23 protein-coding genes are annotated in these 25,723 nt (G+C 57.4%); 14 read left to right on the forward strand and 9 right to left on the reverse strand.

Translation table 11 applies throughout. The features are described 5' to 3' along the window. Positions 1–74 precede the first annotated feature (74 nt). Complete coding sequence (gene mutS, locus MUN80_RS01840; protein ID WP_244724821.1) at positions 75–2,795, reverse strand: DNA mismatch repair protein MutS; 2,721 nt, start codon at positions 2,793–2,795, stop codon at positions 75–77. 184 nt (positions 2,796–2,979) lie between these two features. Here mutS and MUN80_RS01845 point away from each other — a divergent pair, with 184 nt between their 5' ends. The 4 genes from MUN80_RS01845 to MUN80_RS01860 all read left to right on the forward strand — a co-directional run bounded on the left by MUN80_RS01845 (position 2,980) and on the right by MUN80_RS01860 (position 7,717). Continuing rightward, positions 2,980–3,522 carry an RNA methyltransferase gene (locus MUN80_RS01845; RefSeq protein ID WP_244718863.1) on the forward strand — a complete coding sequence of 181 codons (543 nt, stop codon included), beginning with the start codon at positions 2,980–2,982 and terminating at the stop codon, positions 3,520–3,522. Positions 3,523–3,729: 207 nt separating this feature from the next. Then, entirely contained in the window at positions 3,730–6,387 is a 2,658-nt protein-coding gene (locus tag MUN80_RS01850; RefSeq protein WP_244718866.1) for a M36 family metallopeptidase, read from the forward strand. Between the two features lie 95 nt (positions 6,388–6,482). Next, positions 6,483–6,917, forward strand: a complete 435-nt coding sequence (locus MUN80_RS01855) for a hypothetical protein (RefSeq protein ID WP_244718869.1) — start codon at positions 6,483–6,485, stop codon at positions 6,915–6,917. 2 nt (positions 6,918–6,919) lie between these two features. Next, a complete protein-coding gene (locus MUN80_RS01860) occupies positions 6,920–7,717 on the forward strand; it encodes a J domain-containing protein (RefSeq protein ID WP_244718871.1) in 798 nt (265 codons plus the stop codon). A gap of 73 nt (positions 7,718–7,790) precedes the next feature. Here MUN80_RS01860 and MUN80_RS01865 read toward each other — a convergent pair whose 3' ends face one another. Then, positions 7,791–8,555, reverse strand: a complete 765-nt coding sequence (locus tag MUN80_RS01865) for a TerC family protein (RefSeq protein WP_244718873.1) — start codon at positions 8,553–8,555, stop codon at positions 7,791–7,793. 142 nt (positions 8,556–8,697) lie between these two features. Beyond that, positions 8,698–9,192, reverse strand: coding sequence for a YajQ family cyclic di-GMP-binding protein (locus MUN80_RS01870; protein ID WP_244718875.1), 495 nt, complete (start codon positions 9,190–9,192; stop codon positions 8,698–8,700). Positions 9,193–9,367: 175 nt separating this feature from the next. Between MUN80_RS01870 and MUN80_RS01875 the strand changes: the two genes are divergently transcribed. After that, positions 9,368–9,805 carry a GNAT family N-acetyltransferase gene (locus MUN80_RS01875; protein WP_244718877.1) on the forward strand — a complete coding sequence of 146 codons (438 nt, stop codon included), beginning with the start codon at positions 9,368–9,370 and terminating at the stop codon, positions 9,803–9,805. An 88-nt stretch (positions 9,806–9,893) separates the two neighbouring features. Here MUN80_RS01875 and MUN80_RS01880 read toward each other — a convergent pair whose 3' ends face one another. Further along, on the reverse strand, positions 9,894–10,199 hold the full coding sequence (locus MUN80_RS01880; protein ID WP_244718879.1) for an Mpo1-like protein: 306 nt from the start codon (positions 10,197–10,199) through the stop codon (positions 9,894–9,896). A 75-nt stretch (positions 10,200–10,274) separates the two neighbouring features. On the opposite strand from MUN80_RS01880, the gene MUN80_RS01885 reads away from it, so the two are divergent. After that, complete coding sequence (locus MUN80_RS01885) at positions 10,275–10,760, forward strand: PaaI family thioesterase (RefSeq protein ID WP_244718881.1); 486 nt, start codon at positions 10,275–10,277, stop codon at positions 10,758–10,760. 84 nt (positions 10,761–10,844) lie between these two features. Here the strand turns inward: MUN80_RS01885 and MUN80_RS01890 are convergent, their stop codons facing one another. From MUN80_RS01890 to MUN80_RS01900, 3 genes are all read right to left on the reverse strand, one after another. Then, complete coding sequence (locus MUN80_RS01890; protein ID WP_244718883.1) at positions 10,845–11,840, reverse strand: NYN domain-containing protein; 996 nt, start codon at positions 11,838–11,840, stop codon at positions 10,845–10,847. A gap of 706 nt (positions 11,841–12,546) precedes the next feature. Further along, positions 12,547–13,290, reverse strand: coding sequence for a metal-dependent hydrolase (locus MUN80_RS01895; protein WP_244718885.1), 744 nt, complete (start codon positions 13,288–13,290; stop codon positions 12,547–12,549). A gap of 52 nt (positions 13,291–13,342) precedes the next feature. Continuing rightward, the gene (locus MUN80_RS01900; RefSeq protein ID WP_244718887.1) at positions 13,343–13,540 is read right to left on the reverse strand and encodes a hypothetical protein; all 198 of its coding nucleotides are present in this window, start codon (positions 13,538–13,540) and stop codon (positions 13,343–13,345) included. A gap of 226 nt (positions 13,541–13,766) precedes the next feature. On the opposite strand from MUN80_RS01900, the gene mfd reads away from it, so the two are divergent. Next, positions 13,767–17,300, forward strand: coding sequence for a transcription-repair coupling factor (mfd, locus tag MUN80_RS01905; protein WP_244718889.1), 3,534 nt, complete (start codon positions 13,767–13,769; stop codon positions 17,298–17,300). A gap of 57 nt (positions 17,301–17,357) precedes the next feature. Here the strand turns inward: mfd and MUN80_RS01910 are convergent, their stop codons facing one another. Both MUN80_RS01910 and MUN80_RS01915 read right to left on the reverse strand, forming a co-directional pair. After that, positions 17,358–18,638: a hypothetical protein gene (locus tag MUN80_RS01910; RefSeq protein ID WP_244718892.1), complete on the reverse strand. Its 1,281-nt coding sequence runs from the start codon at positions 18,636–18,638 to the stop codon at positions 17,358–17,360. Between the two features lie 6 nt (positions 18,639–18,644). After that, the gene (locus MUN80_RS01915; RefSeq protein WP_244718895.1) at positions 18,645–19,124 is read right to left on the reverse strand and encodes a hypothetical protein; all 480 of its coding nucleotides are present in this window, start codon (positions 19,122–19,124) and stop codon (positions 18,645–18,647) included. Positions 19,125–19,744: 620 nt separating this feature from the next. Here MUN80_RS01915 and MUN80_RS01920 point away from each other — a divergent pair. The 7 genes from MUN80_RS01920 (at position 19,745) to MUN80_RS01950 (ending at position 25,720) form a co-directional block, all read left to right on the forward strand. Beyond that, positions 19,745–20,440 (forward strand): hypothetical protein, encoded by a 696-nt coding sequence (locus tag MUN80_RS01920; protein ID WP_244718898.1) that lies wholly within the window; start codon positions 19,745–19,747, stop codon positions 20,438–20,440. 162 nt (positions 20,441–20,602) lie between these two features. Continuing rightward, positions 20,603–21,586 carry a type VI secretion system tube protein TssD gene (gene tssD, locus MUN80_RS01925; RefSeq protein WP_244718901.1) on the forward strand — a complete coding sequence of 328 codons (984 nt, stop codon included), beginning with the start codon at positions 20,603–20,605 and terminating at the stop codon, positions 21,584–21,586. A gap of 5 nt (positions 21,587–21,591) precedes the next feature. After that, complete coding sequence (locus MUN80_RS01930; protein ID WP_244718904.1) at positions 21,592–21,879, forward strand: hypothetical protein; 288 nt, start codon at positions 21,592–21,594, stop codon at positions 21,877–21,879. A gap of 618 nt (positions 21,880–22,497) precedes the next feature. After that, positions 22,498–22,770: a hypothetical protein gene (locus MUN80_RS01935; protein WP_244718907.1), complete on the forward strand. Its 273-nt coding sequence runs from the start codon at positions 22,498–22,500 to the stop codon at positions 22,768–22,770. Between the two features lie 80 nt (positions 22,771–22,850). Further along, positions 22,851–23,111, forward strand: a complete 261-nt coding sequence (locus MUN80_RS01940) for a hypothetical protein (RefSeq protein WP_244718910.1) — start codon at positions 22,851–22,853, stop codon at positions 23,109–23,111. A 430-nt stretch (positions 23,112–23,541) separates the two neighbouring features. Further along, positions 23,542–23,937: a cupin domain-containing protein gene (locus MUN80_RS01945; RefSeq protein WP_244718913.1), complete on the forward strand. Its 396-nt coding sequence runs from the start codon at positions 23,542–23,544 to the stop codon at positions 23,935–23,937. A 349-nt stretch (positions 23,938–24,286) separates the two neighbouring features. Beyond that, positions 24,287–25,720, forward strand: a complete 1,434-nt coding sequence (locus MUN80_RS01950) for a phage tail-like protein (RefSeq protein ID WP_244718915.1) — start codon at positions 24,287–24,289, stop codon at positions 25,718–25,720. Positions 25,721–25,723 lie beyond the last annotated feature (3 nt).

Here is a 25,723-nt window from a genome sequence, read left to right on the forward strand (position 1 = left end):
AGAGGCGTTTCTAGCTCATTGTCAGGGAGAAAATTTTTCAAAGAATTTCTCCCTGACAATGATGACTACTGCTGTTACTTGCCTTTGGTGCTCAAAGCCAGCTTCAGCTCGTTCAATTTGAGCAGAGCATCAATAGGTGTAAGCGTGTTTACATCCAGCTGCTGCAGCTGTTCCCGGATACGCTCCAAGACCGGGTCGGCAGGCTCGAACATGCTGAGCTGCAGGCTGGGGCGCGGGGCCGAGGCTACAGCCGCGGCCGGCTGGGCTACGGGTCCTCGGGTGGCTTTGCCGTTTTTGGGCTCGTTTTCCAGGCCGGCCAGCACTTCGTCAAACTCCGTAGGTCCTTCTTCCAGGCCGGTAGAGGCCCGCTCCTGTTCCAAGTGGTGCATAATTTCGTTGGCCCGCAGCACCACGGCCGTGGGCATACCGGCCATGCGGGCCACATGAATACCGAAGCTGTGCTCGGAGCCACCTTCCACGAGCTTGCGCATAAACAGGATGCGGCCGTCAGCCTCGCGCACGGCCACGTTGTAGTTGCGCACCCGCGGACAGTCTTCGGCCAGCTGGTTGAGCTCGTGGTAGTGAGTGGCAAACAGCGTCTTGGCCCGGGCCTTGGGGTTGTTGTGCAGGTGCTCGACAATGGCCCAGGCAATGCTGATTCCGTCGTAAGTACTGGTGCCCCGCCCGATTTCGTCCATCAGCACCAGGCTGCGGTCCGAGAGATTGTTCAGAATGCTGGCCGTTTCGGTCATCTCCACCATAAAGGTGCTTTCACCCTTACTAAGGTTGTCGGAAGCGCCTACTCGGGTGAAAATCTTGTCGATGACGCCGATGGTGGCCGCGTCGGCGGGCACGAAGGAGCCGATTTGAGCCAGGAGCACAATTAGGGCCGTCTGGCGCAGCAAAGCCGATTTGCCGGCCATATTAGGCCCGGTGATGACCACAATCTGCTGCTCCTCCTGGTCGAGGCAAATGTCGTTGGGAATGTAGGCCTCGCCGGGCGGCAACTGCCGCTCAATCACCGGGTGGCGGCCGGCCCGGATGTCGAGCAGGGTCGAGTCGTTGACAACGGGCTTCACGTAGCGCTGCTGCCGGGCCGTAGCGGCAAAGGAAGCCAGGCAGTCGATGATGCCGATGGCACGGGCATTTTGCTGAATCTGGGGCACAAAGTCCATGGCCGACAAGACCAGCTCGTTGTAGAGGTTCTGCTCAATGACGAACAGGCGCTCCTCGGCGTGCAGAATTTTCTCCTCGTAGGTTTTGAGCTCCTCGGTAATATACCGCTCGGCATTCACCAGGGTTTGCTTCCGAATCCAGGTGGTGGGCACCTTGTCTTTGTGGGCGTTGGTGACTTCGAGGTAGTAGCCGAATACCTTGTTGTAGGCCACCTTCAAGGACGAGATACCGGTATTCTGGATTTCGCGCTGCTGGAGCTGAAACAGGTAGTCCTTGCCCGAGAAGGCAATGCTGCGCAGCTCATCCAGCTCCGCGTCGATGCCCTCATTGAGCACGTTGCCCTGGTTGGTGAGAATGGGCGCGTCGGGCCGGATTTTGGCTTTGATTTCCTCCCGCAGCGTCTCGCAGGCGTTGAGCTGGTCGGCCAGCTTCTGCAGGGCCCGCATGCCCGAGCCAGCCAGCAGCCCCCGAATCGGGCTGATGGCGTCGAGGGCGCGGCTCAGCTGGAGCAGCTCCCGGGGATTGATGCGGCGCACGGCCACCTTGGAAATCAAACGTTCCAGGTCGTTGATTTGCTTGAGGTGCTGCACCAGCTCATCGAGCAGCTCAGGGTTTTGCAACAGGCCCTCTACCGTGTCGAGGCGGCGCTGAATCTGCACGGGCTCCTTGAGCGGCAGCACCACCCACTTGCGCAAGAGGCGGGCCCCCATCGGCGTCACGGTCTGGTCCAGAATGTCAATCAGCGGGACGCCGCCGGGGTGCTGGGCGTGGACCAGCTCCAGGTTGCGGACCGTAAACCGGTCGAGCCAGACGTACTTGTCTTCCTCCAGGCGGCCGATGCTGGCAATGTGGCCGACCTCATCGTGCTTGGTTTCGGCCAGGTAGTGCAGAATGCAGCCCGCCGCGGTAATTCCTTCCTTGAGCCCATCAATACCAAAGCCTTTGAGCGAAGTCGTATTGAAGTGGCGGGTGAGGGTTTCGTAGGTATAGTCGTAGCCAAACACCCACTCGTCGAGGGCATAGTGGCAGAAATCGGGGCCGTAGTGCTGCTCAAACTCCGAGCGGCTTTTCTTGCAGAACAAGACTTCGGCCGGGGAGAAATTCTGCAGCAGCTTGCCTAGGTAGGCATGGTCGCCCTGGGCCACTAGGAATTCGCCGGTACTGATGTCGAGAAAGGAAATGCCGCACTCCTGCTTGCCGAAATGCACGGCCGCCAGGTAGTTGTTGCTTCGGCGCTCCAGCACATTGTCGTTAAAGGACACACCGGGCGTGACCAGCTCGGTAATGCCGCGCTTGACGAGGCCCTTGGCCTGCTTGGGGTCTTCGAGCTGGTCGCAGATGGCCACGCGCTGCCCGGCCCGCACGAGCTTGGGCAGGTAGTTGTCGAGGGCGTGGTGGGGAAAGCCGGCCAATGGGGTTTCCGACGAGGTGCCGGCCCCGCGCTTGGTCAGGGTGATGTCCAGGATGCGGGAGCTGGTCACAGCATCCTCGCCGAAGGTTTCGTAGAAGTCGCCGACGCGGAACAAGAGCAACGCGCCGGGGTGCTGCTCTTTTAATTGATAATACTGCTTCATCAGCGGCGTATCAATCACCGGGGCGGGCCCCAGCGTGCCGTGCATGGGCACCGGCTTCTTAGGAGTAGAGGCAGTACGCAAAGGAATCAGAAAGAATAAGGCGCTGAGAAAGCGCAGGAGTTACTATAGAAAGGACTACTTGCCAACAGCGGCGGCCGGAACCGCAGTTCCTTGGCCGGTGGCCTATCCGGCGGCGCATCCTACCTTTGGGCAAAATACCTGGCTGGCAATGCGCAAAAGAACAATGGAAGAGCTGAACCGGCTCTCGGTGGCAGACTTCAAAAGTACGCAAAAATTCCCCCTTACCCTGGTGCTCGACAACGTGCGCAGCCTGCACAACGTGGGCTCGGCTTTCCGCACCGCCGACGCCTTTGCCATCGAGAAAATCTGGCTTTGTGGCATCACCGGGCGGCCCCCGCAGCGCGAAATCACCAAGACGGCCCTGGGCTCTACTGAGTCGGTGGTGTGGGAATATGCCCCGACCACGGTGGAGGCTATTCAGCAGCTCAAGGCAGCGGGCTACGTGGTGGTGGCCGTGGAGCAAACCGACGGCAGCCAACTGCTACCCACTTTCCAGCCCGCCCCCGAGCAGCCCTACGCCCTGGTGATGGGCAACGAGGTATTCGGGGTAGACGACGATGTACTGGCTTTGTGCGACGCGGCCGTAGAAATTCCGCAGTTCGGTACCAAGCACTCCTTGAATGTAAGCGTGGCGGCCGGCGTGGTACTATGGGACTTCATCAGTAAGCTCGGCGCTGATTTGCCGGCTTAACAGGAATTAATAACGCTATACCGACTTCGCAGATCCAGCCGCTTTATTCAAGAATCAATATAATAAACAAATAAAGTATACAATAAACAAACAAAACACGGACGTACGCTGGAAGGTTAGAAGCTAATTCACAGGGGTTTATTAGATTTGAAAACGGCCAATTTATGAGCCGCAGCACCTTCTGCCTTTCTTTTCTACCCTTTTCCTATGAAGTTAACTTCTACCCTGTCCACGTACCGGGGCTTGGCCCTGGCGGCTTTGCTGGCGGTTCCGGCCCTGGCTTCGGCCCAAACCGAGCCGCTTGACAAGGCGCTAAGCCAGCTGGCCGCCCAACGCAGCCGCCTGGGCCTGGGCGAGACGGACCTGACCAATCCCGCCGTTACCAACCAGTACACTGACAAGCACAACGGCGTTACGCACATCTACCTGCGGCAGCGCCACCAGGGAATTGAAATCATCAACGCCGTGGCCGACGCCCACGTGACGTCTGCCGGCAAAGTAACAGCCCTGCACAGCAGCTTTCTGCCCAACGTAGCCACTGCTGCCCGCGCCACGACGCCCAACCTCACGCCTGCTCAGGCCGTAGGAGCCGCCGCCCGCGCCCTGCAGGTAGCCGCTCCGCGTAGCCTGAGCGCTGAAGTAGAAACTACCCCCGCCGAAGGTGTGACCTTCAATGATGGCGGTATCTCCCAGGACAACATCAAGGCCAAGCTTATGTACCTGCCCGTGGAAGGCGGGGAGCTGCGCTTGGTGTACGACGTGCTGCTGTGGCCCCTCAGCGGCGACGACGCCTGGTCGGTGCGCATAGATGCCCGCACCGGCGCCCTGGTCGACAAGTATTCCTACTCGGTGCACGAGCCCGTATCGTTTGCCCAGCTTACCGAGCGGGCCATGCAGGTAATGAAGCTGCCCGAGCCGGCGCCCACGCAGGCCAGCAAGGTGAACGTGCCCAACAGCTACAACGTGCTGCCGATTACCGTCGAAAGCCCTAACCATGCTTCCCACCAGCTTGTGGCCAACCCCGCCGATGCCTTGGCCTCGCCCTTTGGCTGGCACGATGAGAACGGCGTCGCCGGTCCGGAGTACACCATTACGCGCGGCAATAACGTGCACGCCTACGATGACCGCAACGGCCGGAACGTATACCTGGCTAACTCCAGCGTAAGCCCCGACGGCGGACCCAACCTCGAGTTCAACTTTCCCTACGACCCGAACCTGCGCCCGTTGGGCAACGTGAAGGCTTCGATTACCAACCTGTTTTACTGGAACAATCAGATGCACGACATCATGTTCCGCAAAGGGTTTACGGAGGCGGCGGCCAACTTCCAACAGAAAAACTACACCGGCCTGGGTCTGGGCAACGACCAGGTGAAGGCAGAAGGCCAGGACGGCGCCCGTCTCAACAACGCCAACTTTGACACGCCGCCCGATGGTACGCGCGGCAAAATGCAGATGTACAATTGGAGCCCCGCCCCCGGCGCTCTCATTGTCGCGTCGCCGGCCTCGGTAGCCGGCACCTACGCCGCCGGCCAGGCCGACTTTGGCCGGACCGTCAACTCGCTGGGGGCCAACTACCGCGGCAAGCTGGTATTGGTAAACGACGGCTCGGCGAAACCTTCGCGCGGTTGCAACGGGCCGCTGCTGAACCCGGCCGCGCTGAATGGCAACATTGCCGTAATTGACCGGGGCAAGTGCACCTTCGCCTCGAAAATTCAGCTGGCTCAGGCCGCTGGCGCCCGCATGGTCGTGGTGGTCGACACCACCGGTAGCGCTACCGTGGGTGACATGACCGGCGCCTCGCCCGACACCGTAGGCATTCGGATTCCGTCGGTACTCATTCCCCAGGCCCTCGGCAACCGACTGAAGCAGGCTATGGAAGGCGGCAACGTCATGGTGGGCGGCACTGGTGGCCCCGGCCCCGATGGTGACTTCGACAATGGCATCGTAGCCCACGAATACGGCCACGGTGTTTCTAACCGCCTCACTGGTGGTGGCACGGCTACTTGCTTGCCCTCGTATTCTGGCCCTACGCTTTACGAAACGATGGGCGAAGGCTGGAGCGACTTTTTCGGCCTGTGGATAACCACCAAGCCCGGCGACGTAGGAACCACGGCCCGCGGGGTCGGAACGTACGCCATAAACCAGCCCGCCAACGGCCCGGGCATCCGCCGCAAGCCTTACTCGACCGACTTCGCGGTCAACAATCATACCTATGCCTTCATCGGCCTGGGCGCAAGTCAATACTCGGAGACCCACGACGTGGGTGAGGTATGGACCGCCGTACTGTGGGACTTGAACTGGGCTCTGATTGGTAAGTACGGCTACAACACCGACCTGACGGCCAGCACCGGCGGCAACAACATCTGCCTGCAGCTGGTACTCGACGGCTGCAAGCTGCAGAAGTGCGTTCCCGGCTTCCTCGACGGCCGCGACGCCATCCTGAAAGCCGACAGCCTCAACAACCGCGCGGCTAACTCGGCCTTGATCTGGCAGGTATTTGCTCGCCGCGGCATGGGTATCGACGCTGTGCAAGGCAGCGTCAGGGTGGACGACAACACGGCCGGCTTCCAGCTGCCGACCGTTCTGAGCTCACAGAAAGCTCTAAACGAGAAGCTGGTGGAAGTGTATCCTAACCCGGCTCAAAACCAGCTGACCGTGCGTACGCAGGTGAGCAGCACGGTGCCGGTGCAGGTAGAACTGCTGACGGTACTGGGCCGTACGGTGCTGACGACTTCGGCTGCCGCTGCCCGTATCCAGGCCGAAGGCATCCGCCTGAACACCACCGAGCTGGCTAACGGCATCTACGTGGTGCGCCTGACCACTTCGGAAGGTACGATTACCAAAAAAGTGATGGTGCAGCACTAAGTCCTGCCCACGCACGTTTGCGTATACTAAAAACCCGTCTGGCCTGTGCCGGGCGGGTTTTTTGTGGTTAATTGCTTTCACCCATTGCCGGCTTTATGGCTTCCGACCTTCCCACTTCTACCGATATAGCGCTACTGGCGCTGCGCCCCGTGCTGCCCACTGCGCTAGGTGCCGAACCCGAATCCACGGCCGGCGACTTCCTGCACCGCACCCTGCGGCCGGTTCTCAAGCTGCAGAATGAGCTGCTGCTGCTACTCGTAGCCGACTTCCTGCGCGAGCATCATGTTGCCTTTCGCACGCGCGACGCGGCCGAGCAGCTGCGCATGATAACCGAGCTGCTGGGCCGCAACGTGAAGCTGCGCTACACCATCATTGGCGCGGTCGTCGGGCTGTTTACGCGCGCCGAGCAGGAGTTTTACCGCCAGCACCGCTCCGAAGTCAACCGCCGCCTGCTGGAATTGGCCACCCAGCGCGTAAATAGCCAGCTACCCGCCGTGGCTGCCCTGCTAACTGCCCCGGAAGCCGCCTAACAATGCAAAACCACTACCACACGCTGGGAGTGGACGAGCAGGCCACCCCCGACGATATCCGGCGGGCCTACCGCCGCTTGGTGCTGCTCACGCACCCCGACCGTACCACCGACCCGGCGGCGCACGGCCGGTTTCTGCTCATCAACGAAGCCTACGATGTGCTCAGCAACCCGGCCCGCCGCCGCGGCTACGACGCCCTGCTGGAAGCTTCCCGCTCCCCGCCCCCACCCCGCCCTCCCGCACCCGCGGCCGGTACCTACGCTACGCGGGTAACTCCTCCCCGTCGCGGTCGGCCGGCTGGTTATGCAACGCAACGCCCCCGGGCTGCACCAATCAATTTCGGAGTGTACCAGAAGCCCATTCGGGTATGGGGAAAAATACTCCTGCTCCTGGGTTTGCTGGTCGTCGTCGACTATTACGGGCTGCGGTACACCACGACGGCCACCTTTCTGAGTGCAACCATCTACGACGGCGGGGCCGACACCTACGTCGTACGGACCAGCAAGGGCCGCTTTCTGACCAGCGGCGACTATACTTCCGGCAAGACGGATCTGGCCGGTTCAGTCCAGTTGCGGGTGTCGCTGCTGTTTCGCTTCATCCGGGAAGCCCGGATGCTACCGGCGGGGCCACCGCTGCCGGTGCTGTTTCGGCACCAGGCGCTGTTTGCCTTCACCGGGCTGCTGGTGCTGGCCGCGGGCTTCACCCAAGGCAAGTTATTAGGAGACGCTGGCCGGGTGAATGCCGCAATTTTTGCCACGTCGTTTGCCTTATTGGTTGTGGTTCTGATACTGCGGGTTTAACGACGTAGTTCAGGCCCACAAAAAAGCCTGCTCTAGTACTGGAGCAGGCTTTTTTGTGTTGGTCCAAAGCAGTTTAGTCGTACTGCGAGTCGCGCAGGTGCACCGGGGGGCTTTTCTTGCGCAGGCGCATGTTGAGCAGCTCCACCAGCAGGGAAAAGAACATAGCGAAATAGACGTAGCCCTTCGGAATTTCCTTGTGGAAGGCTTCCATGACCAGCATGATACCAATCATAATCAGGAACGAGAGAGCCAGCATCTTGATGGTAGGATTCTTATTGACAAAGTCGGCAATGTAGCCCGAGAAGGCCAGCATGACGCCCATAGCCAGAATAACGGCCAGAATCATTACCAGCACATTGTCGACCAAGCCCACGGCCGTCAGGATGGAGTCAAACGAGAAGACAATGTCGATAATCACAATCTGCAGAATCACGCGGGCCATGCTGTCGAATTTGCCTTCGCTGGCACTGTCTTCCTCACCCTGCAGCTTGGTATGAATCTCCGTGGTGCTCTTGCTGAGCAGAAACAAGCCCCCGATCAGCAGAATAATGTCGCGGCCCGACACGCCGAAGTTGGGCTCCAGGAAGGGCAGATTCAGCGTGAAGAGCGGGTCCTTGAGACTCACAATCCACGAGATGCTCAGCAGCAGCCCGATGCGGAACAGCAGGGCTAGCAGCAGCCCGATGGTCCGGCCCCGCTTCTGCTGGTCGTGGGGCAGCTTATTGACGACAATGGAAATGAAGATAATGTTGTCGATGCCCAGCACGATTTCCATGAACGTCAGCGTGAGCAGACTAATCCAAGTGGCGGGGCTGGAAAAAGCAGATATGTCAAACACGGCGTGAATGTGAAAAATGTGGAAAATGTGTTTCTAATGTGCAAATGAATCCTGTGCTGATGTGCTACTGCATGGCGACACTTGAAGCCTCAAATCAGTAGCGCATTACTCACATTCAACCCCATTCGCACAGTAGCAACCGCTACTTCATATTCACGAACTGCAAAGGCTGACCAATTTCAGAGACCTTCTGGCGCAGTAGGGCAATGACCTGCTGCAGGTCGTCAATCTTCTTGGCCGACACCCGGATTTGCTCGTCCTGGGTTTGGGCATCCACCTTTATTTTGCTGTCTTTGATGAGCTTCATGATTTTGCGGCTGGCTTCCTTGTCGATACCGGCCCGCACCTTGACGGTTTTCTTAACCATAGCTCCGCTGGGCTGCTCCTCGGCCGAAAAATCCAGGCAGGTACCGTCGAGGCCCTGCTTCACGACCCGGCCTAGCAGAATGTCTTCCAGCGCCTTCACCCGCATGGAGTTTTCGGAGCTGAGTTGAATGGTGTTGGCTTTCTTGTCGAGCTCAATACCCCCCTTGGTGTCGCGCAGGTCGTAGCGGGTCTGCAGCTCTTTTTTGGCGGTATTTACCGCGTTTTCCAGGGTTTGCGGGTCTACTTTGCTTACAATGTCAAACGAAGGCATGGTCGTGGGTTGGGAGTGAAAGGATGGTGGCCGGCCCCGGGCCAGTGGAGCCGGAGCGGGCACCTCACCGGCATACGTGCGCCGGCGCGGGAAGTGGCAAAAGTATCAAATGCCCGCGGCAACCCACCTAGATTTTTCGGTGCCTATTCCCCAACTTGCCTTTTTCCCTTTGGTTATGCCCGTTCGCGCCCCGCACTCCCCCGCCGACTTTGCCGCCTATTACCAGCTGCGCTACCAGGTGCTGCGCCAGCCCTGGAACCAGCCGCCCGGCTCCGAGCGGGCCGACGACGATGAGGCCCCCACGACCATCCACGCGCTATTCGCCACCGACGAAGGCCACGTGGCGGGCGTAGGCCGCCTGCACCCCTCGGGCCCGCACCAGGCGCAGGTGCGCTATATGGCCGTAGACCCAGCCTTGCAGGGCCAGGGAATCGGGCAGCAGGTGCTGAAATACCTGGAAGAAGCCGCCCGCCAGCAGGGTCAGACCGAGTGCATCCTGCACGCCCGCCAGCAGGCCGTACCGTTCTATGAACGACTGGGCTACCACGTTGTGGCACCATCTCACCTGCTGTTTGGCACCGTCCAGCACTATCTGATGCGCAAGGACTTATAGCACAAAAGCGGTTCCCCTACGTTTATGGCGTGGCCAGTAGCCTTGCGCAAAAGCGTCCTGATCCGACGAACTTCTCCTAGTCCTGGAGCTAGAATTTTTCCTGGCCCCGGAGCAGGTCGAAGTACAGGCGAAAGTCGCCGAGCAGGGAGTACCACGGGTGCTGAAAGGTAGCCGGCCGGTTGCGCTCCACGAAGAAGTGCCCTACCCAGGCAAAGCCGTAGGCCGCCACGATGCCCAGCGGAATCAGGTTGAAGCGCTGCCAGAAGGCAGCCAGCCCCAGGGCCAGCAAAAACAGCGTAGTGCCAATGAAGTGCAGAATGCGGGTACCCCGCTTGCTGTGCTCCCGCAGGTAGCGCGGGTAAAATTCGGCGAAGGTGAGCGGGACGGCAGACATGGTAGTGGGGTTATACCGTAAAGAAACCTAACTTTTCACCCAATATCCAGTTCTTTTCCGCCCATTCCTTTCGTTATGGAGCAATCCTTCGATGTAGCCACCCTGGTGGGTATCTACAACCAAATCAACCATTACGGCCGCACCAACGGCATGCAGCTTACTGTGGCCAGCCCCGGCCAAGTAGAGTACAGCATGAGTGTGCGGCCCGAGCACCTGTCGTCGCCGGGCACCTGCCACGGGGGCGTTATTGCCGGCCTGATGGACTCGGCCCTGGGCGCGGCAGCTCTTACCCTGGCCTTTCAGACTGGGGAGCTGGTGTCCACAGTAGAGTTCAAAATCAACTACCTGCACCCCGTACGGCTGCAGGACCACCTCGTGGCCCGGGCCCGCGTCGACCACTCGGGTAAAACCCTGGTGGTGAGCAGCGCCGAAATAGTCTGTTTGAACCGGGAGCTGGTCGTGGCCCGTGGCATGGGCACCTTCAACCGCTACCCCGCCGATAAGCGCGACTTCCACCGCCTGCTCTTCCCCGACACCGACAATACCCCCGTCGACCTGTAGTGCAGAGGTGCATAAGCAAAAAAGCCGGCCGTTTCCACTGTGGAAACGGCCGGCTTTTCAATTAAACGAATGACTGAGCTACACTTAGAGCAGGTCGGAGGAGGCCGACTCGTGCTCGTGCTCTTCGTACTCGTCGTTGTCGCCGTCCTGAGGCGGCTGCACCTTGCGTACGTTGCGGGCGCAATCTTCGTCGCGGTGGTTGCGGCCCACCGTGAATTCCACCCAGTCGCCTTCGCGCAGGTCGTTGAAGTCGCCCTCGGCCATATCGGCGTAGCTGAAGAACAGGTTGTTTGGCGGCATTACCACGAAGCCAAAGCCATTCTTGAGGTTCTTGATGGTGCTGATGCCCACCGTACCCACCGGACCAGCGGCCGTGGGGCCCGTAGGGCGCACGGGCTTCACCGAGGGGAAAGCCACCGGCTCGGGCTGATTCACGAACAGGCTTTCAATGAGCTCGTCGCTGCTGGCCAGGCCATTATCAATCACGTCGTGCATAGCTACGGGGTAGGTCACGTGCTCCAGCAACTGCTGGGAAGCGCGGGTTACCCGGTTTTCGCCTTTGAAATCCACGTACTTGAAGTCCCAGTTCAGCAGCATGACGCGGGTGCCGATGGTGTTGAGCTTCTTGATCAGGGGCACGTAGTCGGAGTCGCCGGCGATGAGCACAATCACGTCGAAGCTTTTGTGCAGGGCCAGTTCCAGGGCTTCCAAAGCCAGCCACACGTCGATACCCTTTTCCTGCAACCGACCGTCGCGGGTTTTCAGGGGCATGTAGTGCGTGGCAATGCTCAGGTTCATTAAAATATCGTCCAGCAACCGGTCGTGGAACAGCCGGTCTTTGTCGCGGGCTTCCGTAGCAGACAAGCGGCCCCGGAAGAAATGAGCGTCGGTAATCTGACTCAGACGGACGTCCACATCTTCTTCTTCAGCCACTTGGTGCCGAATATACTCGTGCAGGCCTTCGAGACTGATTCGGGCCTTGCGCTCGTGCTGGAAGTAGTAGTAATCACTGATTTTCAGGAAATAATTACCGTCGTAAAAGACGCCTATCCTTATCAGTGGGCTATTCATCTGGTTCATACAAAAAAGCTTTAATGCGAGAGGTGTGCAATCAGGGCAGGGAAGAGAATTGAGGTTGAAATGCTAGACTAGCATGACCAAATATACAAAGTACAGGTCGTAGGCTAGTCGCGGTATGACGGCAACCTTTCGGCTATCACATTAACATGTGACGAACGCAAGGTACTGGAAGACCAGTTTGTGTTGTGAATTGTCGGCTTAGGGGCTAAGGATGGACAATAAACATCCTGTCATTCATAAAATCCTATATTCATTCCGGCCTTCCCTCTGTGAAGATGCCTCTGCTCAGAACAATATTAGCAAAAATGAATCTTACTATACCGTCTGCTCAGTGCAATTTTCAAAAGACTACCCTGATGGGTGCGAAACTAACAGCTTAATCATGTCAGTGCAAATTTTCTTGCCAAACTATAATTTCCACCCTCTGAATGGGCAATAAACCGCGTTGGCCGCACCCATTTAACCAGGTTGGTGAAACTAACTCGTGCCCTGATATATATCCGTGTAAACATAGCTATAGTGCAACTATATACAAAAAATTACAGGATTTGTGATATCCTAGTCTGCTCCGCTCTTCCTTCCACCCCCAGTTCTGTGAACATACCTCTTTTTGCAGAAGATTCCCATTTATCCGGATTTATACTTGTCCGTTCACCGCTAAAATGGGTCTGTTATTCGCTGCAGCAATTCGGTAAAGCAGCCATAGTTAGAACTTCATGCCGGCCACAATAAGCGCCAGCACCAAAACCGCGTAGCCTACACAAATTCCTACTTCCATCAGGTTGCCGGAGGTAGAGCCAGTCCGGATCAGGGGCAGCTTAAACGAGTAGTCGGACAAGGGCATAAACCATTTCACCCCGGCCTTGGTCAGCGAGTCGGCCACGAGGTGGGAAGCGTAGCCGGCCCCGGCAAAGTGGGCCACCCCGTGCCAGCCCAGGGTATTGTTGGCCAGGTAGCCAATGTAGGTCCACAGGGCGGTGGCCCAGATGGTATGCGTCCAGGTGCGGTGCGACGTGTAAGGTGCCAACGCCACGAAGGTGCCCAGCAGGCTCAGCCACAAAAACCCGAAGTAGAGTCCGGCCAGACCCGTACAGATGCCGGTAAACATCAGGGCCAGCTTACGGGCCGAGCCGCCCTGCATGGCCACCCCGATGAGCCCGAAGGCTAGGGCCGCGGTGAAGCCCATACGCCTATCGGAGGTACCGAGGGGCAGCATATAGTGGGTGTAGCCGGCCAGACCCAAAGCCCCCAGGGCGAAGGCAAAGCGCACGTAGTTCTGGGAGAAACTCAGGCGCTTGCTCAGCCGGGAACTGGGGTGGTCGAGGTCGGGGGCCAGGGCCGAAAACCCCGCCAGGGCAATGCCCGCTGGCGAGAAAGGCACGCCCGCCACGAGGCCGCCGACGGCCACGCCGGTAATCAGGCCGATGGCCAAGTGAGAAGAGCCGCGCACGGAAGGAGCTTACGAGGGATAATACAAAGCGCGAAGGTACGCGGCCCGGCGGCTAGTTGGGCACCGGCAGCAGATACACAATTTCCGTCTCCTGGGGCGGCTCGGGGGCTACGGCCGGACGGGCCGGGTAGCGGGCGGCCTTGCGACGGGCCTGGCTGAGCTTAGACCAGGCGTGGTTGAGGGTTTGCCAACGCACCCAGGCGTCGAAATTGAAGTCTTGATCTTCAGCGGGGTTCTGAGTGGGGTCCATACGCAACAGGTTAAAAATCGGGAATTGAAGCGGCGGGCAAAGCAAAGCAAAGACCAATTTATAACTTTTCCGCCAACTCAACCGCAACCTTTTTTCATTCGGGCTTCGCGGAAACTTTCGGACCTTGCCGATGGTATTGCTTAGCACCCATATCTACACCCTGCCCGACCGGATTTATCTTCGGCCGGGCTTCTCCCTTTTGCCTGTCCTCTAGCCGCTCGTCGTTTTGAAGGTTTCCGACTTCCTCCAGCTTTACTCCCTCGACCCCACCGTGCTGACCGTGGGAGCCCGCCTGAACCCGGCCACCGCCAACTCCGTGCGAGCCAAAGCGGCCCAGACCGAGGCCAGCACGGCCCGCATCCACCTGCGCGGCCTCGTGGGCTCCCAGGACGCCGTATTAGCTGCGGCCCTGCACCAGGAGTTTCCCGACCAGCATCACCTGTTTATCCTGCACGACCGGGAAGAGGCGGCCTATTTCCTGGCCGACCTCCAGCACCTGCTGCCCGAGGAGGAGCCCCTGCTGTTTCCGAGCTCTTACAAGCGCCCCTACGCCTTCGACGAGACGGAAAACGCCAACGTGCTGATGCGGGCCGAGGTGCTCAACAAACTCAACTCCCACCGCGGACCCAAAACCAAAGCCGAACAGGCCTCCGAGGATGCCGACGACGCCCTGCCCGAAGGCGCCGAAAAGAGCAAGAAAGGCAAGAAAATCAGCGTGAAGGACACGGCCGGGGCCCTGATTGTGTCTTACCCCGAAGCCTTATTCGAGAAGGTTATCAACAAGAAAAGCTTAGTTGCCAACACCTTTATTGTGAAGGTCGGCGACAAGCTCGACGTGAACTTTATCAGCGACATGCTGGCTGAGTACGACTTCGAGCGGAGCGACTTCGTGTACGAGGCCGGCCAGTTTGCCGTGCGCGGCGGTATCGTGGATATCTTCAGCTACGCCAACGAGCTGCCCTACCGCATCGAGCTGTTCGGCGACGAGGTGGAAACCATTCGGACCTTCGACCCCGAAAGCCAGCTGTCGGTGGAAAAGCGGCAGCAGGTGAGCATCATCCCTAACGTGCAAACCAAGCTGCTACAGGAAACTCGGGAGGCCTTTCTGGACTTCATTCCCCGCAACACCGCCATCTGGGCCAAGGACGTGCGCCAGACCCTGGACATCGTGGAGGAATCCTTCGACCGGGCCGAGGCGGGCTTCAAGGAAATGCTGGCCTCGGCCGGGGGCGTGCAGATTGTGAGCAAGCCCGAGGACTTGTTCGAGTCGGGCAAGACGTTTAAGAAGCTGCTGGAAAACTTTCCCATCGTGGAGTTCGGCAAACGCTTCCACTTCAAGGCCGGCTCCGAGGAATTTACCTTTAGCGCCAAGCCCCAGCCTTCCTTCAACAAGGACTTCAGCCGCCTGGTCAAGAACCTGCACGACAACCAGGAAAAGGGCTTTACCAACGTCATTGCCGCCGAATCCGTTAGGCAGGCCGACCGGCTGCGCACCATCTTCGACGAGCTGGATAACAACGTGCAGTTTCAGCACCTGCTGCTAGGCTTGCGCGAGGGGTTCGTGGACGACACGCTCAAGCTCGTGGTGTATACCGACCACCAGCTGTTCGAGCGGTTCTACCGGGCTCAGGAAGGCCGGAAGTTCTCCAAGAAAAAGGCCTTGACCCTAAAGGAGCTGCGCACCCTGGTGCCCGGCGACTACGTGGTGCACCAGGACTACGGCATTGCCCGCTTCGCCGGCCTGACCCAGGTTGAAATCAACGACCGGCTGCAGGAAGCCATCCGCTTGGTGTACCGCGACGACGACGTGCTGACCGTCAGCATCCACGCCCTGCACAAGATTGCCAAGTACTCCGGGGCCGAGGGCACGCCGCCGACGATGAGCAAGCTGGGCTCGCCGGAGTGGGAAAACAAGAAGAAGTCGGTTAAGAAAAAGGTCAAGGACATTGCCGCCGAGCTGATCCGCCTCTACGCCAAGCGCAAAACCGCCCCCGGCCACGCCTTCGCCCGCGACTCCTTTATGCAGGCCGAGCTGGAATCGAGCTTCATCTACGAAGACACGCCCGACCAGGCCAAGGCCACCGAGGACGTGAAGCACGACATGGAGCAGCCCCACCCCATGGACCGCCTGGTGTGCGGCGACGTGGGCTTCGGCAAAACCGAGGTAGCCATCCGGGCCGCGTTTAAGTCGGTGGCCGATGGCAAGCAGGCGGCCGTGCTGGTGCCCACCACCATCCTGGCCATGCAGCACTACAAAACCTTCCGCGAGCGGCTCGCCAATCTGCCCGTGACGGTGGAGTACGTGAACCGCTTCAAGAGCACCAAGCAAATCAAGGAGACCCTGGCCCGGGTGGCCGAGGGCAAAACCGACATCCTCATCGGCACCCACCGCCTCACCAACAAGGACATCAAGTTCAAGGACCTGGGCCTGCTCATCATCGACGAAGAGCAGAAGTTTGGGGTCAAGACCAAGGACAAGCTCAAGGAGCTGAAGGTGAACGTGGACACGCTGACTCTCTCGGCCACGCCCATTCCGCGCACCCTGCACTTCTCCCTGATGGGCGCCCGCGACCTGTCGGTCATTGCCACGCCCCCACCGAACCGCCAGCCGGTGCAGACCGAGCTGCACGTCTTCGATGAGCTGCTGGTGCGCGACGCCGTGGCCCGCGAATTGAAGCGCGGCGGACAGGTATTCTTCGTGCACAACCGCGTGAAGGACATCGACGAGCTGGCCAACATGATTCTGCGCCTCGTGCCCGATGCCCGCGTGACCACCATCCACGGCCAGATGGAAGGCGACCAGCTCGAAAAGCGCATGATGAAGTTCGTCGACGGCGAGTACGACGTGCTGGTGAGCACCAACCTGATTGAGTCGGGCCTCGACATTCCCAACGCCAACACCATCATCATCAACCGGGCCCACATGCACGGCCTCTCCGACCTGCACCAGATGCGGGGCCGCGTGGGCCGCTCCAACAAAAAGGCCTACTGCTACCTGCTCACCCCGCCCGTGGCCGGCCTGCCCAGTGATGCCCGCAAGCGCCTGAGCACCCTGGAGGAATTCTCCGACCTCGGCGACGGATTCAAGGTGGCCATGCGCGACCTCGACATCCGGGGCGCGGGCAACCTGCTGGGCGGCGAGCAGTCAGGCTTTATCAACGACCTGGGCTTCGAAACCTACCACCAGATTCTGGACGAGGCCGTGCAGGAGCTCAAGGAAACCGAGTTCCGCGACCTGTTCCTCGGCGACCCCACCCAGCGCCTGCAGGAAGCCGCCGCCACCAAGGGCCCCAAGGAGTGCAACATCGAAACCGACCTGCAAATCCTCATCCCCGACCACTACGTGAGCAACGTCTCGGAGCGCCTGCAGCTCTATAGCAAGCTCGACCGGGTGAAAGGCCCCGAGGAGCTGCGCAAGCTCGTGGCCGGCATCGTGGACCGCTTCGGCCCCCTGCCCGCCGAAGTGGAGCAGCTAGCCGACATCGTGCGCCTGCGCTGGCAGGCCTGCCAGGTGGGCTTCGAAAAGCTCACCCTCAAGAAGAACCTGCTCAAAGGCTACATCCCGGCCACCAACAACGAGGCCTACTTCCAGGGCGAAACCTTCGGCACCATTCTTAACTACATTCAGACCCACCCCCGCTCCGCCTCCATGAAGGAGCGCAAGGAACAGCTCATCATCAGCATTGAAGAGGTGAAAAGCGTGGGTGCCGCCAAGCGGATTCTGAGTGAGTTAGGGAGTGAGGAGAAGGTGGGAGTGTAAACTTTGTAGAAATAACAGAAGAATAGAAAAGGCCTGGTATTTTGTACCAGGCCTTTTCTATTCTTCTGTTATTTCTAATGAAATATATTTTTCACCAATTCTTTTTCCCTTCGCTACTACAACAACAGGATCCCCGCTATGCAAACTATTGGTATACTCAGTGTTTTCTAAGGGAGATTTTCCTAGTATTTTAATTCTAGGTTTTGACATAACACGATTGTTATCATCACCACTAAACACTATAGCGTTTCCTAATCTACTATCTGTATTCAGATGATATACATGGATTTTATACTCCTTTGGCTCATCATCTTGTTCAATATCATTCTCAATTGATTCAATATAAGATGCTGCACTATCTATTACAATCTTAGCATCTTGGTCTATACTTTTTATTAAATGTTTATTGGAAGAACTATACACATTAGCAAATTCAATTACATCAAAGTCAACACCCAACGACTCAACAGCTTTTTCCAGCGAAGAAACTACTTTACCTATATCTTTTTTAAGCAATTCATTTAATTCTTCATCAGTAGCATCTTTCTTAGAACCAACAGTCAACCTTAACGCCCTAAACTGCTCTTTTATAACATCATAATTAGGAGCGTTGACAACTTCGGAACTAGCAGAAAAAACAGAGGTCAACTCCTGCCCCAAACCATTTAAGCAATAATCAAGAAAGTCGGTTTGAAACTTTACAATTTGCTTTTCAACTCCTACTGATTGCTGACCCGAAGGCAATTTTAACTCAAAATTCATCTTAAAGCTACCCTCTGTTGATGGTTGTTGCAAAACCCTCACCTTGCTAGATAGCTTCAAACTATTAATTGAATTTTCTAGGATATATGAAAAAGCATTAGCAATAACGCTTGCTTGTGATGTAACGGCCATGTTATTGTCCGCAAGCTTTCCAGTAAGCCTAATATTATATTTAAGACCCAGCTTTTTATTTAATTCAGGACAAAAACTATCTACTGACGGATAATAATTAATAGGAAAGTCGGCTATTGGTATAGTATAATACACTTCGGTATTAGAATCATAATTTTTTTCTACAATGTATACTTCGTCAGAAACCTCGAAAAAGTTTCTATACGTTATTTGTTTTGACAGGAACGAATCAAACGCATTATTAGAAATGGATAGATGAGCAAAATAAATTATATCATCATCACTTTCTTGATCATGATTAAGGTATGACCCTATCACTCTATGGCCATGTTTATTTAAGCCAGTGAATAATATTGGATATTCGTCATATATAAGATTATCTCTTTCAGAAACAATCTTAGCAACCCCAATACCAGCCACTAAATTTTTATCAAAGTCAAACATATTGCTTTATTTAGAAGGCTCTTGAACAAGCGTATTCACAAACGCAACCCGAACAGGGTCTCCATTTATTTGCAACATGGATATATCAAAAGTATCTGATTTATAAAAATCATGATGACTCTCGTGTCCATGCTGTGGCGTGTGCTTTACACGTCCTGAACCATCAGAAAAACAAAATTCACTATAGAAGAATTCGATATTCGGAGCATATTTTTTCTGTTTCATGAGCTCAATTTTATAACTTTCAATAATTTCATCTTTATCGTATCTCTCTATATTATTTATAGATATTTCCCTTTGGGAGCAAAATTCATCACAAGTATCGCCATCCACAGTATCCTCTCTTTCAATTTTAACTTTAAAATCACCTGCTTTCACTTTTTTAGCACCTATTCTTCTTATAAACATTTCCGAATTCGTATTTATAGCTCCACTCATGCAGTCACAAACATGCGAATTGGTTAATTTCAGATTTTTAAATTCCATATGCTATAGGAGATGTTTACTGTGGTCAATACAACTCTGATTCCCGAAAGGATGCGCAATATGGACAAAAGTTGTATTAATATTTAGTCTAGATTCTTAAACTGGCGCGAGCTCGTAGTTCGTGCCTCATATGGATAAGGCTATACCTCATCTGCCGCCCAGCGGCAAACCGGCCCCGCGCCAGTCTTTCCAGCGGGTGGGGCCCAGCCTCACGCCAAGCAAGGCACGAGCTACAAGCTCGCGCCAACCCTGCCACCCGACACCCCAGCCCCCACAGCTTCTCCCACTACTCGCGCGCCCGCCCCACCCTCCTGCCACGCCCGCCGAACCTCCTGCCACCCCGCGTCAGGTGCTTGCCACGGTCGGTGAACCTCTTGTCACCCCCGTTGAGGTTCATGTCACCCGCGCTGAAGTTCTTGCCACGCTCGTCAAGGTTCATGTCACCTCCGTTGAAGCTCATGTCACGGTCGGCGAAGTCCCTGTCACCGCCGCTGAGGTTGCTGCCACTTCCGGTGAAGCTCCTGTCAGCCCGGGCCGCATAAATATTCCCCCGCCTGAATACAAGCAACCCCGAATCCGACTACCTTAAGCTCAAGTATTTACCCTAACCTATTCCCACTATGAACGATTCGCAACGGGCCAAGCTTGCCATGCTGCAAACCACCCTGCGCGTGCTCGACGAGCACGCCGACCTCTACGCCACCAACAAAGCCCTCGGCAAAGCCCGCCAGGAGCTGGCCGCCCTGGTCGCCGACCTCGACCCCACCGCTGAGCGGCAGCAGCGCGCTGCCACCCCCGCGAAGCCCGGCGCCGTCAAGCAGGCCACCAAGCAGACCCTGGCCGAGCGCGCCGCCGCCGTGGCCGCCGCCCTGCTCGCCCTCTCCGATGAGCTCGACGACATCCGCCTGCACACCGACAGCGACTACACTGAGCGCCAGCTCCGCCGCCAGCCCGACGCCGACCTGCTGCGCATCACCCAAAACCTGCACCAGCGCGCCACCGACCACGCCAAGGCCCTGGCCGAGCAAGGCGTCACACCCCAGGAGCTGACCGACCTGCAAGCCGCCATCCAGGCATTCCAGCAGGAGCAAACCACGCCCCGCACCCTCATGGCCGACGGCAAAGCCCAGAAGCAGGAAATCAACGCCGACCTGCGCGAGGCCTCCGCCCTGCTCCGCAACCGCATCGACAAATTCCTCATCCGCTACCAGCGCCCCGAGCCCCAGTTCCACACCGCCTACCTCTCGGCCCGCCAGGTTATCAACACCGCCACCCGCCCCGCCCCGGCCAAAGTCAAGCCCGCGCCGCTTAGCTAACCAACCTCCCCGGCCCGTTGCCGCGTGGCCCCTATCCTACTCGCACTATCTGTTGTAACGCCGCGCCCGGCTTCCCCCTGTGGGTGGCCGGGCGCCTGGTTATGGCCCCCATCTATAGGGTCAAAAGCCTTTATCTTGGCGCGTTATCTATCCTACTCGCGGATGCCTATTCTAGACGCTGAAATTCAGGTGGCCGGAGTGCGGGCGCCTTTTGCCGCCGGCTCGTTTTCCTTCTGGCAGCTCACCGATTATCAAGGGCGTCCCAGCACCGATGTGCATCTGGGCCTGATCAAGCTGACCTTGGTCGGCGAGGCGGCCAGCTGGCCGATCTGGGAGGAGTGGATGCTCGACTCCTATCGACGACAAAGCGGCAGGCTGGTCTTTTATCACGATGTGGGTCAGACAGCCAAAACCGTCGTGTTTTACGATGCCTTTTGCGTGCACTACGAATGTCGCTTCGACGCTCGGGGCCAGGATGGCCAAGCCGCGTTTGAAACAATCGTCTACCTCTCTGCTGCAGCTGAAGAAGTGCAGGGGCAGTTCAGCGAAGCGCATAGTGTACTTCCTTGGAATACTGACCAAGCCACCCGTCTGAGGGCGCTCACTAAGCCGCCGGAGCACCGGCCCTCCAAGGAACTGGCAGCAGCTGCTAAAACTGTTTCTTTGTTACTTCCTGCTGACTGGGTGGATAAAGATTCGCCTATCAACCCTTGGGTAGGCAAAGCGCGCAGCAAGAGCGGCTTTTTAGGTAGTCCTAAACTGACCCGTAAGGAGCTTAACAAATGGACCAACCGTATAGCAGCCGAGAGTGATGTGAAGCTGGAAATTTTACAGAAAGGGTCCCCAATTCTTGCTTACATGGACGCAAACAACAAGCAAGGGGGATTTCAGGCAGAAGCTAAGGTTATTTATTTACGGCCCGGGCCGACGCGTTACGAGGTTGCGCATGAAGCCAAGCACGCTGAACAATGCAAGCAAATGGGGCTATCGCTGTATGTAGATCAAAGCCGATTACAGAAGGAGATGTATGTTTACGAAGAACTAATGAAAAGCAAAGCCACACTTAGCCCTGCTGAAGTGGAGCATGCCACCGCCTACATCAATCGCCTGCGAAAAGACGATGGATTACCACCGATAAATAGCTGAACTCAATGACACCCGCACCTAAGTTGACAGAGCAGCAAGCGCGAGCAATTGCAGAACAGGGCTTACGCTTGCGCAATATTTCTTATGATGAGAAGACAGGACTGCGGGCCCGTTTTGATGGTCTAAGCACGGAGGTATTGGGGCGCAAAGGAGAAGAAATTATGCTTTGGACGGTATCCTATTTAACTGCGCCGAATTCCTTTGGATTCGATCAGGAAATGTTCTTTGTCGACATTGACGACTCTACGGCTGAAATCCTCTATATTATTGGTCCCCGCGAGTACATTGAATAGGACCTTTCTCTGCTCTCCGCTCGTCGCAAACCCAGTGTAACGTCAGAGCCAAGCAAGCATCAATATCCCGGCCACCAACAACGAGGCCTACTTCCCGGGCGACACCTTCGACACCATCCTCCACCACCTCCAGACCCACCCCCGCTCCGCCTCCACGAAGGGGTGCAAGGAGCAGCGCATCAGTATCGACGAGGTGAAAAGCGTGGGCGCGGCAAAAAGGATTCTGAGTGAGTTGGGCAGTGAGGATAAGGTAGGCGTGTAGGGAAGCCGTTTCGGAGTAAGAGCATCCCACCGTGCTCTTGTTCCGAATTCGCTGTCTTGGCGCATTATCTATCCTACTCGCTGATGCCTATTCTAGGCTGTGTGGACAGTACCGAAAAAAGGCGGTCATGCAGAGGCGGAGCCGAAGCATCTCGCGTGCTGACGTTGCGTTAGTAATCCAACGTCAGCACGCGAGATGCTTCGTTCCTGGCTTGATGCGCCACATGCTCTGCATGACGTTCTAAAAGCAGTACGGTCCACACGCCCTAGACACTGAAATTCAGGTGGCCGACGTGCGGGCGCCTTTTGCCGCCGGCTCGTTTTCCTTCCACCAAGCCACCGATTACCAAGGCCGCTATGGAATTTGTCTTCATAAAAGTTTCAGACGTCTTCAATATGTCGTTTGACCAAGTTTTTATTGCTGGACAATTAAAAGGGCAGATCGGCTTTGTAACTCCTGGCAAATGGAAACTCTTCGTGAATGGCAGCGCAACCGCAGATCTTGAGGCAATCGGCGAAAGAAGAGGTAGTAACACCTCTCTTACGGATAGAGTCGTTGCGTTTAAAGGCCAACTTGACAAGACCCTATTTGACTTACATAAGGACGAAGTACTGCTGATTCAACAATAAACAATTAAGACACCTGGTGCACGCATCGTTTGTATTAATGGCATCCAGAAACGAAAGGCGAAATCATTGCTTAACTTCTTATGCCTAAACTAACCGAACAGCAAGCCTTAACCCTCGCAAAGGGAATTCTCCAACGGCAAGCTCTTGCCTACGATATCCAGGAAGGGCTGACCGCTGAATTCACCGATTTACCCGCTACCAACCCGCCGATTCCCTGCTGGTGTATCTCGTATGTCAGCCAGCCAGGAGAATTTGACCAGCACGATTACTTCCTCTTTTTAGCTGATGCCACCGGGGAAATGCTGCACATCCTAGGTCCGCATGGTAAGCTGCGCTTATAATCAGGAATGGATTCTGGCCAGCCAACAGCTAATGGGGCAGTACTCACGCAGGAAGCAGTGAGGGCAATTGTTGAGAAAGAATTAGCAGCGCGAGACTTTCTATATGACAAGGGCAAAGGCCTATGGCCAACCTACTACCCGCACCAAGAAATCCGGGGTGGTGTAGTGGCTTCCGTGTGGAGTGTAGCTTTCGTTTCCCCGGCCCGCACGGTTTCATTCCGGGATAAAATCGTGGAGGTAGCGGAAAACAGGTACTTCGCTCTTGTGGATGACCCTTCCGGCAGACTGCTCTATATCCACCACTCCACGGGGTATATTGAGTAGGCACGTTGGCCAGGAAATGAGTGGTCTGCGCCGTACTGTCTACCCTGGCTTATTGGGGAGCACCTAGTACCTTGCCTCGCTTTTGCCCCAACCTTCTTCCCTGATCATGCACCTACTATCCTCTCTTCCGTCTTTGCACCACACGGTGGCTTCCCTGACCGAGTACTGGTCCCCGCGCGTAGTGGCTGAGTTTGAAGACTCCTATGTGAAAGTCGCCAAAGTTCAGGGTTCCCTGGCCTGGCACAGTCACGAGCAGGAGGATGAAGTCTTTTTTATCCTGAAGGGCCACCTGCGCATCGAACTCGAAGACGGAGCCGTCGAGTTGCCCGAAGGCGCCTTGTACGTAGTGCCCAAGGGCGTACGTCATAACCCCGTAGCGGAGCAGGAATGCCACATCATGCTGATCGAAAAGAAATCAACCCTGCACACCGGCAGCGAGGTGACCGAGAAAACCCGTTCCCTGGCCGATCAGCTACGGCCCTTAGAAGCCGGAAGCCGCTAGTAGCCCTAGCCGCGATGCCTCACTAACCCCGACTGCCCGTAAGACCCTCCAGATTCAGACTGACCCTGTCCGGCTGCATCCTGCTAGCGCTGGGGCTGCTCCCGTTCTGGCTCCCGCGGCCCACATCCCAGGCGGCGTCCTTCGCCCAGCCGTAGCAGCCACTGCCCCTCTGCTCTTTCGGATAATGCGCCGAAAGCATTTGCGGGGATGAGCGTGCGGCTCCCGTTATCCTATCTACTGCCACTACCGTCGCGCCCGGCTTTCCACCTCTGGGAATCCGGGCGTCTTGTTTTTAACCACCTATATGTGCTCAACTATATATTTGCGCATTACCCCCGCGCACTGTCCTATGAAAGCACCCTTACTCACCGTCTCGGCGGCCTTGCTGCTGGCCGCCCCCACTGCTACTGTGCAGGCCCAGTCCGTGGGCATCGGTACCACTACCCCGGCCAGCTCGGCCATCCTAGATGTAACCTCGCCCAACCCGGCTACTGCCCCCCAGGGCTTCCTACCGCCCCGCCTTACCCAGGCCCAACGCCAAGCCATTCAGCAGCCCGCCGCCGGCCTGCTCGTTTACCAAACGGATGCCCCTGCCGGCCTCTACCTCTACGGGGGCAGCTCCTGGAGCCTACTCCCCACCGGCACCAGTAGCGGCGCTGCCGACAACCTGGGCAACCACACCGCTATCCAGCCCATCAGCTTCACGACCACCGCCGCCGACAAGCTGACCCTGACGCCCGGCGGCAGCGGCGGCCCCAAAATCGGCGTTTCCGCCCCCGACAACCTGGATTTGTACGCCGGCAACCTCACCGCCACCTCGGCCACCCTGCGCGTACTCACCCCGGAGGATGGCGCCTGGCAGGAGCGCCTGCGCGTAGACCGCAACGGCCTGCTGGCCGAGGGCGAAACCTATGTGGGTGGTATCCCGAAGGAGGGCGCGGGCATCCGCCTGATGTGGTATCCGGGCAAAGCAGCCTTCCGCGCCGGCCGCGTCAACGGGGCGCAATGGAACGACAACAACGTGGGCCTATACTCCGTGGCGCTGGGTTCAAACTCGACTGCCTTGGGCGATAATAGCGTCGTGCTGGGTCCGAGCAACACCGCCCGCCAAGGCTCGGCCGTGGCCATCGGCGAACAAAACGTGGCCAACGGCTACGCCTCCTTCGCCCTGGGCTACCGCGCCAACACCAACGCCAAGCCCGGCTCCTTCGTCTTCGGCGACTTCAGCACCTCCAACGAAATTCTTTCCAGCGTCAACAACCAGGCAACCTTCCGGGTATCGGGCGGCTTCCGCATCTACACCAACGCCAACCTGCTCTCGGGCGTCACCATTGCGGCCAACGGCTCTTCCTGGGAAACGGTGTCCGACTCCACGAAAAAGGAGCGCCTGGTGCTGGCCGACGGTAACCAGTTCCTGGCGCGCATCAACCGGATGCGCCTGGGCTCCTGGAACTACCGCGGCCTCGACCCCGCCACCACCCGCCACTACGGCCCCATGGCCCAGGACTTCCACGCCGCCTTCGGCCGCGACGCCATCGGCACCATCGGCACCGACACGACCATCAACCAGGCCGACTTCGACGGCGTCAACCTGATTGCCATTCAGGCCCTCTACCGCCGCGTACTGCAGCTCGAAGCCGCCAACGCCCGCCTCCAGGAGCAAGTCAAACAGCTCCAGACCCGGCAGCCCGGCCCGGCCGGCAGCACCCCGGCTACCGCGGCGGCTCTGGAAGAGCGCCTGCGCCGCCTCGAAGCCCAACTCGGCGCCCAGGCCCAACGCTAAGCC

It is taken from the genome of Hymenobacter cellulosivorans (assembly GCF_022919135.1).
In the GTDB taxonomy this organism is placed as follows: domain Bacteria; phylum Bacteroidota; class Bacteroidia; order Cytophagales; family Hymenobacteraceae; genus Hymenobacter; species Hymenobacter cellulosivorans.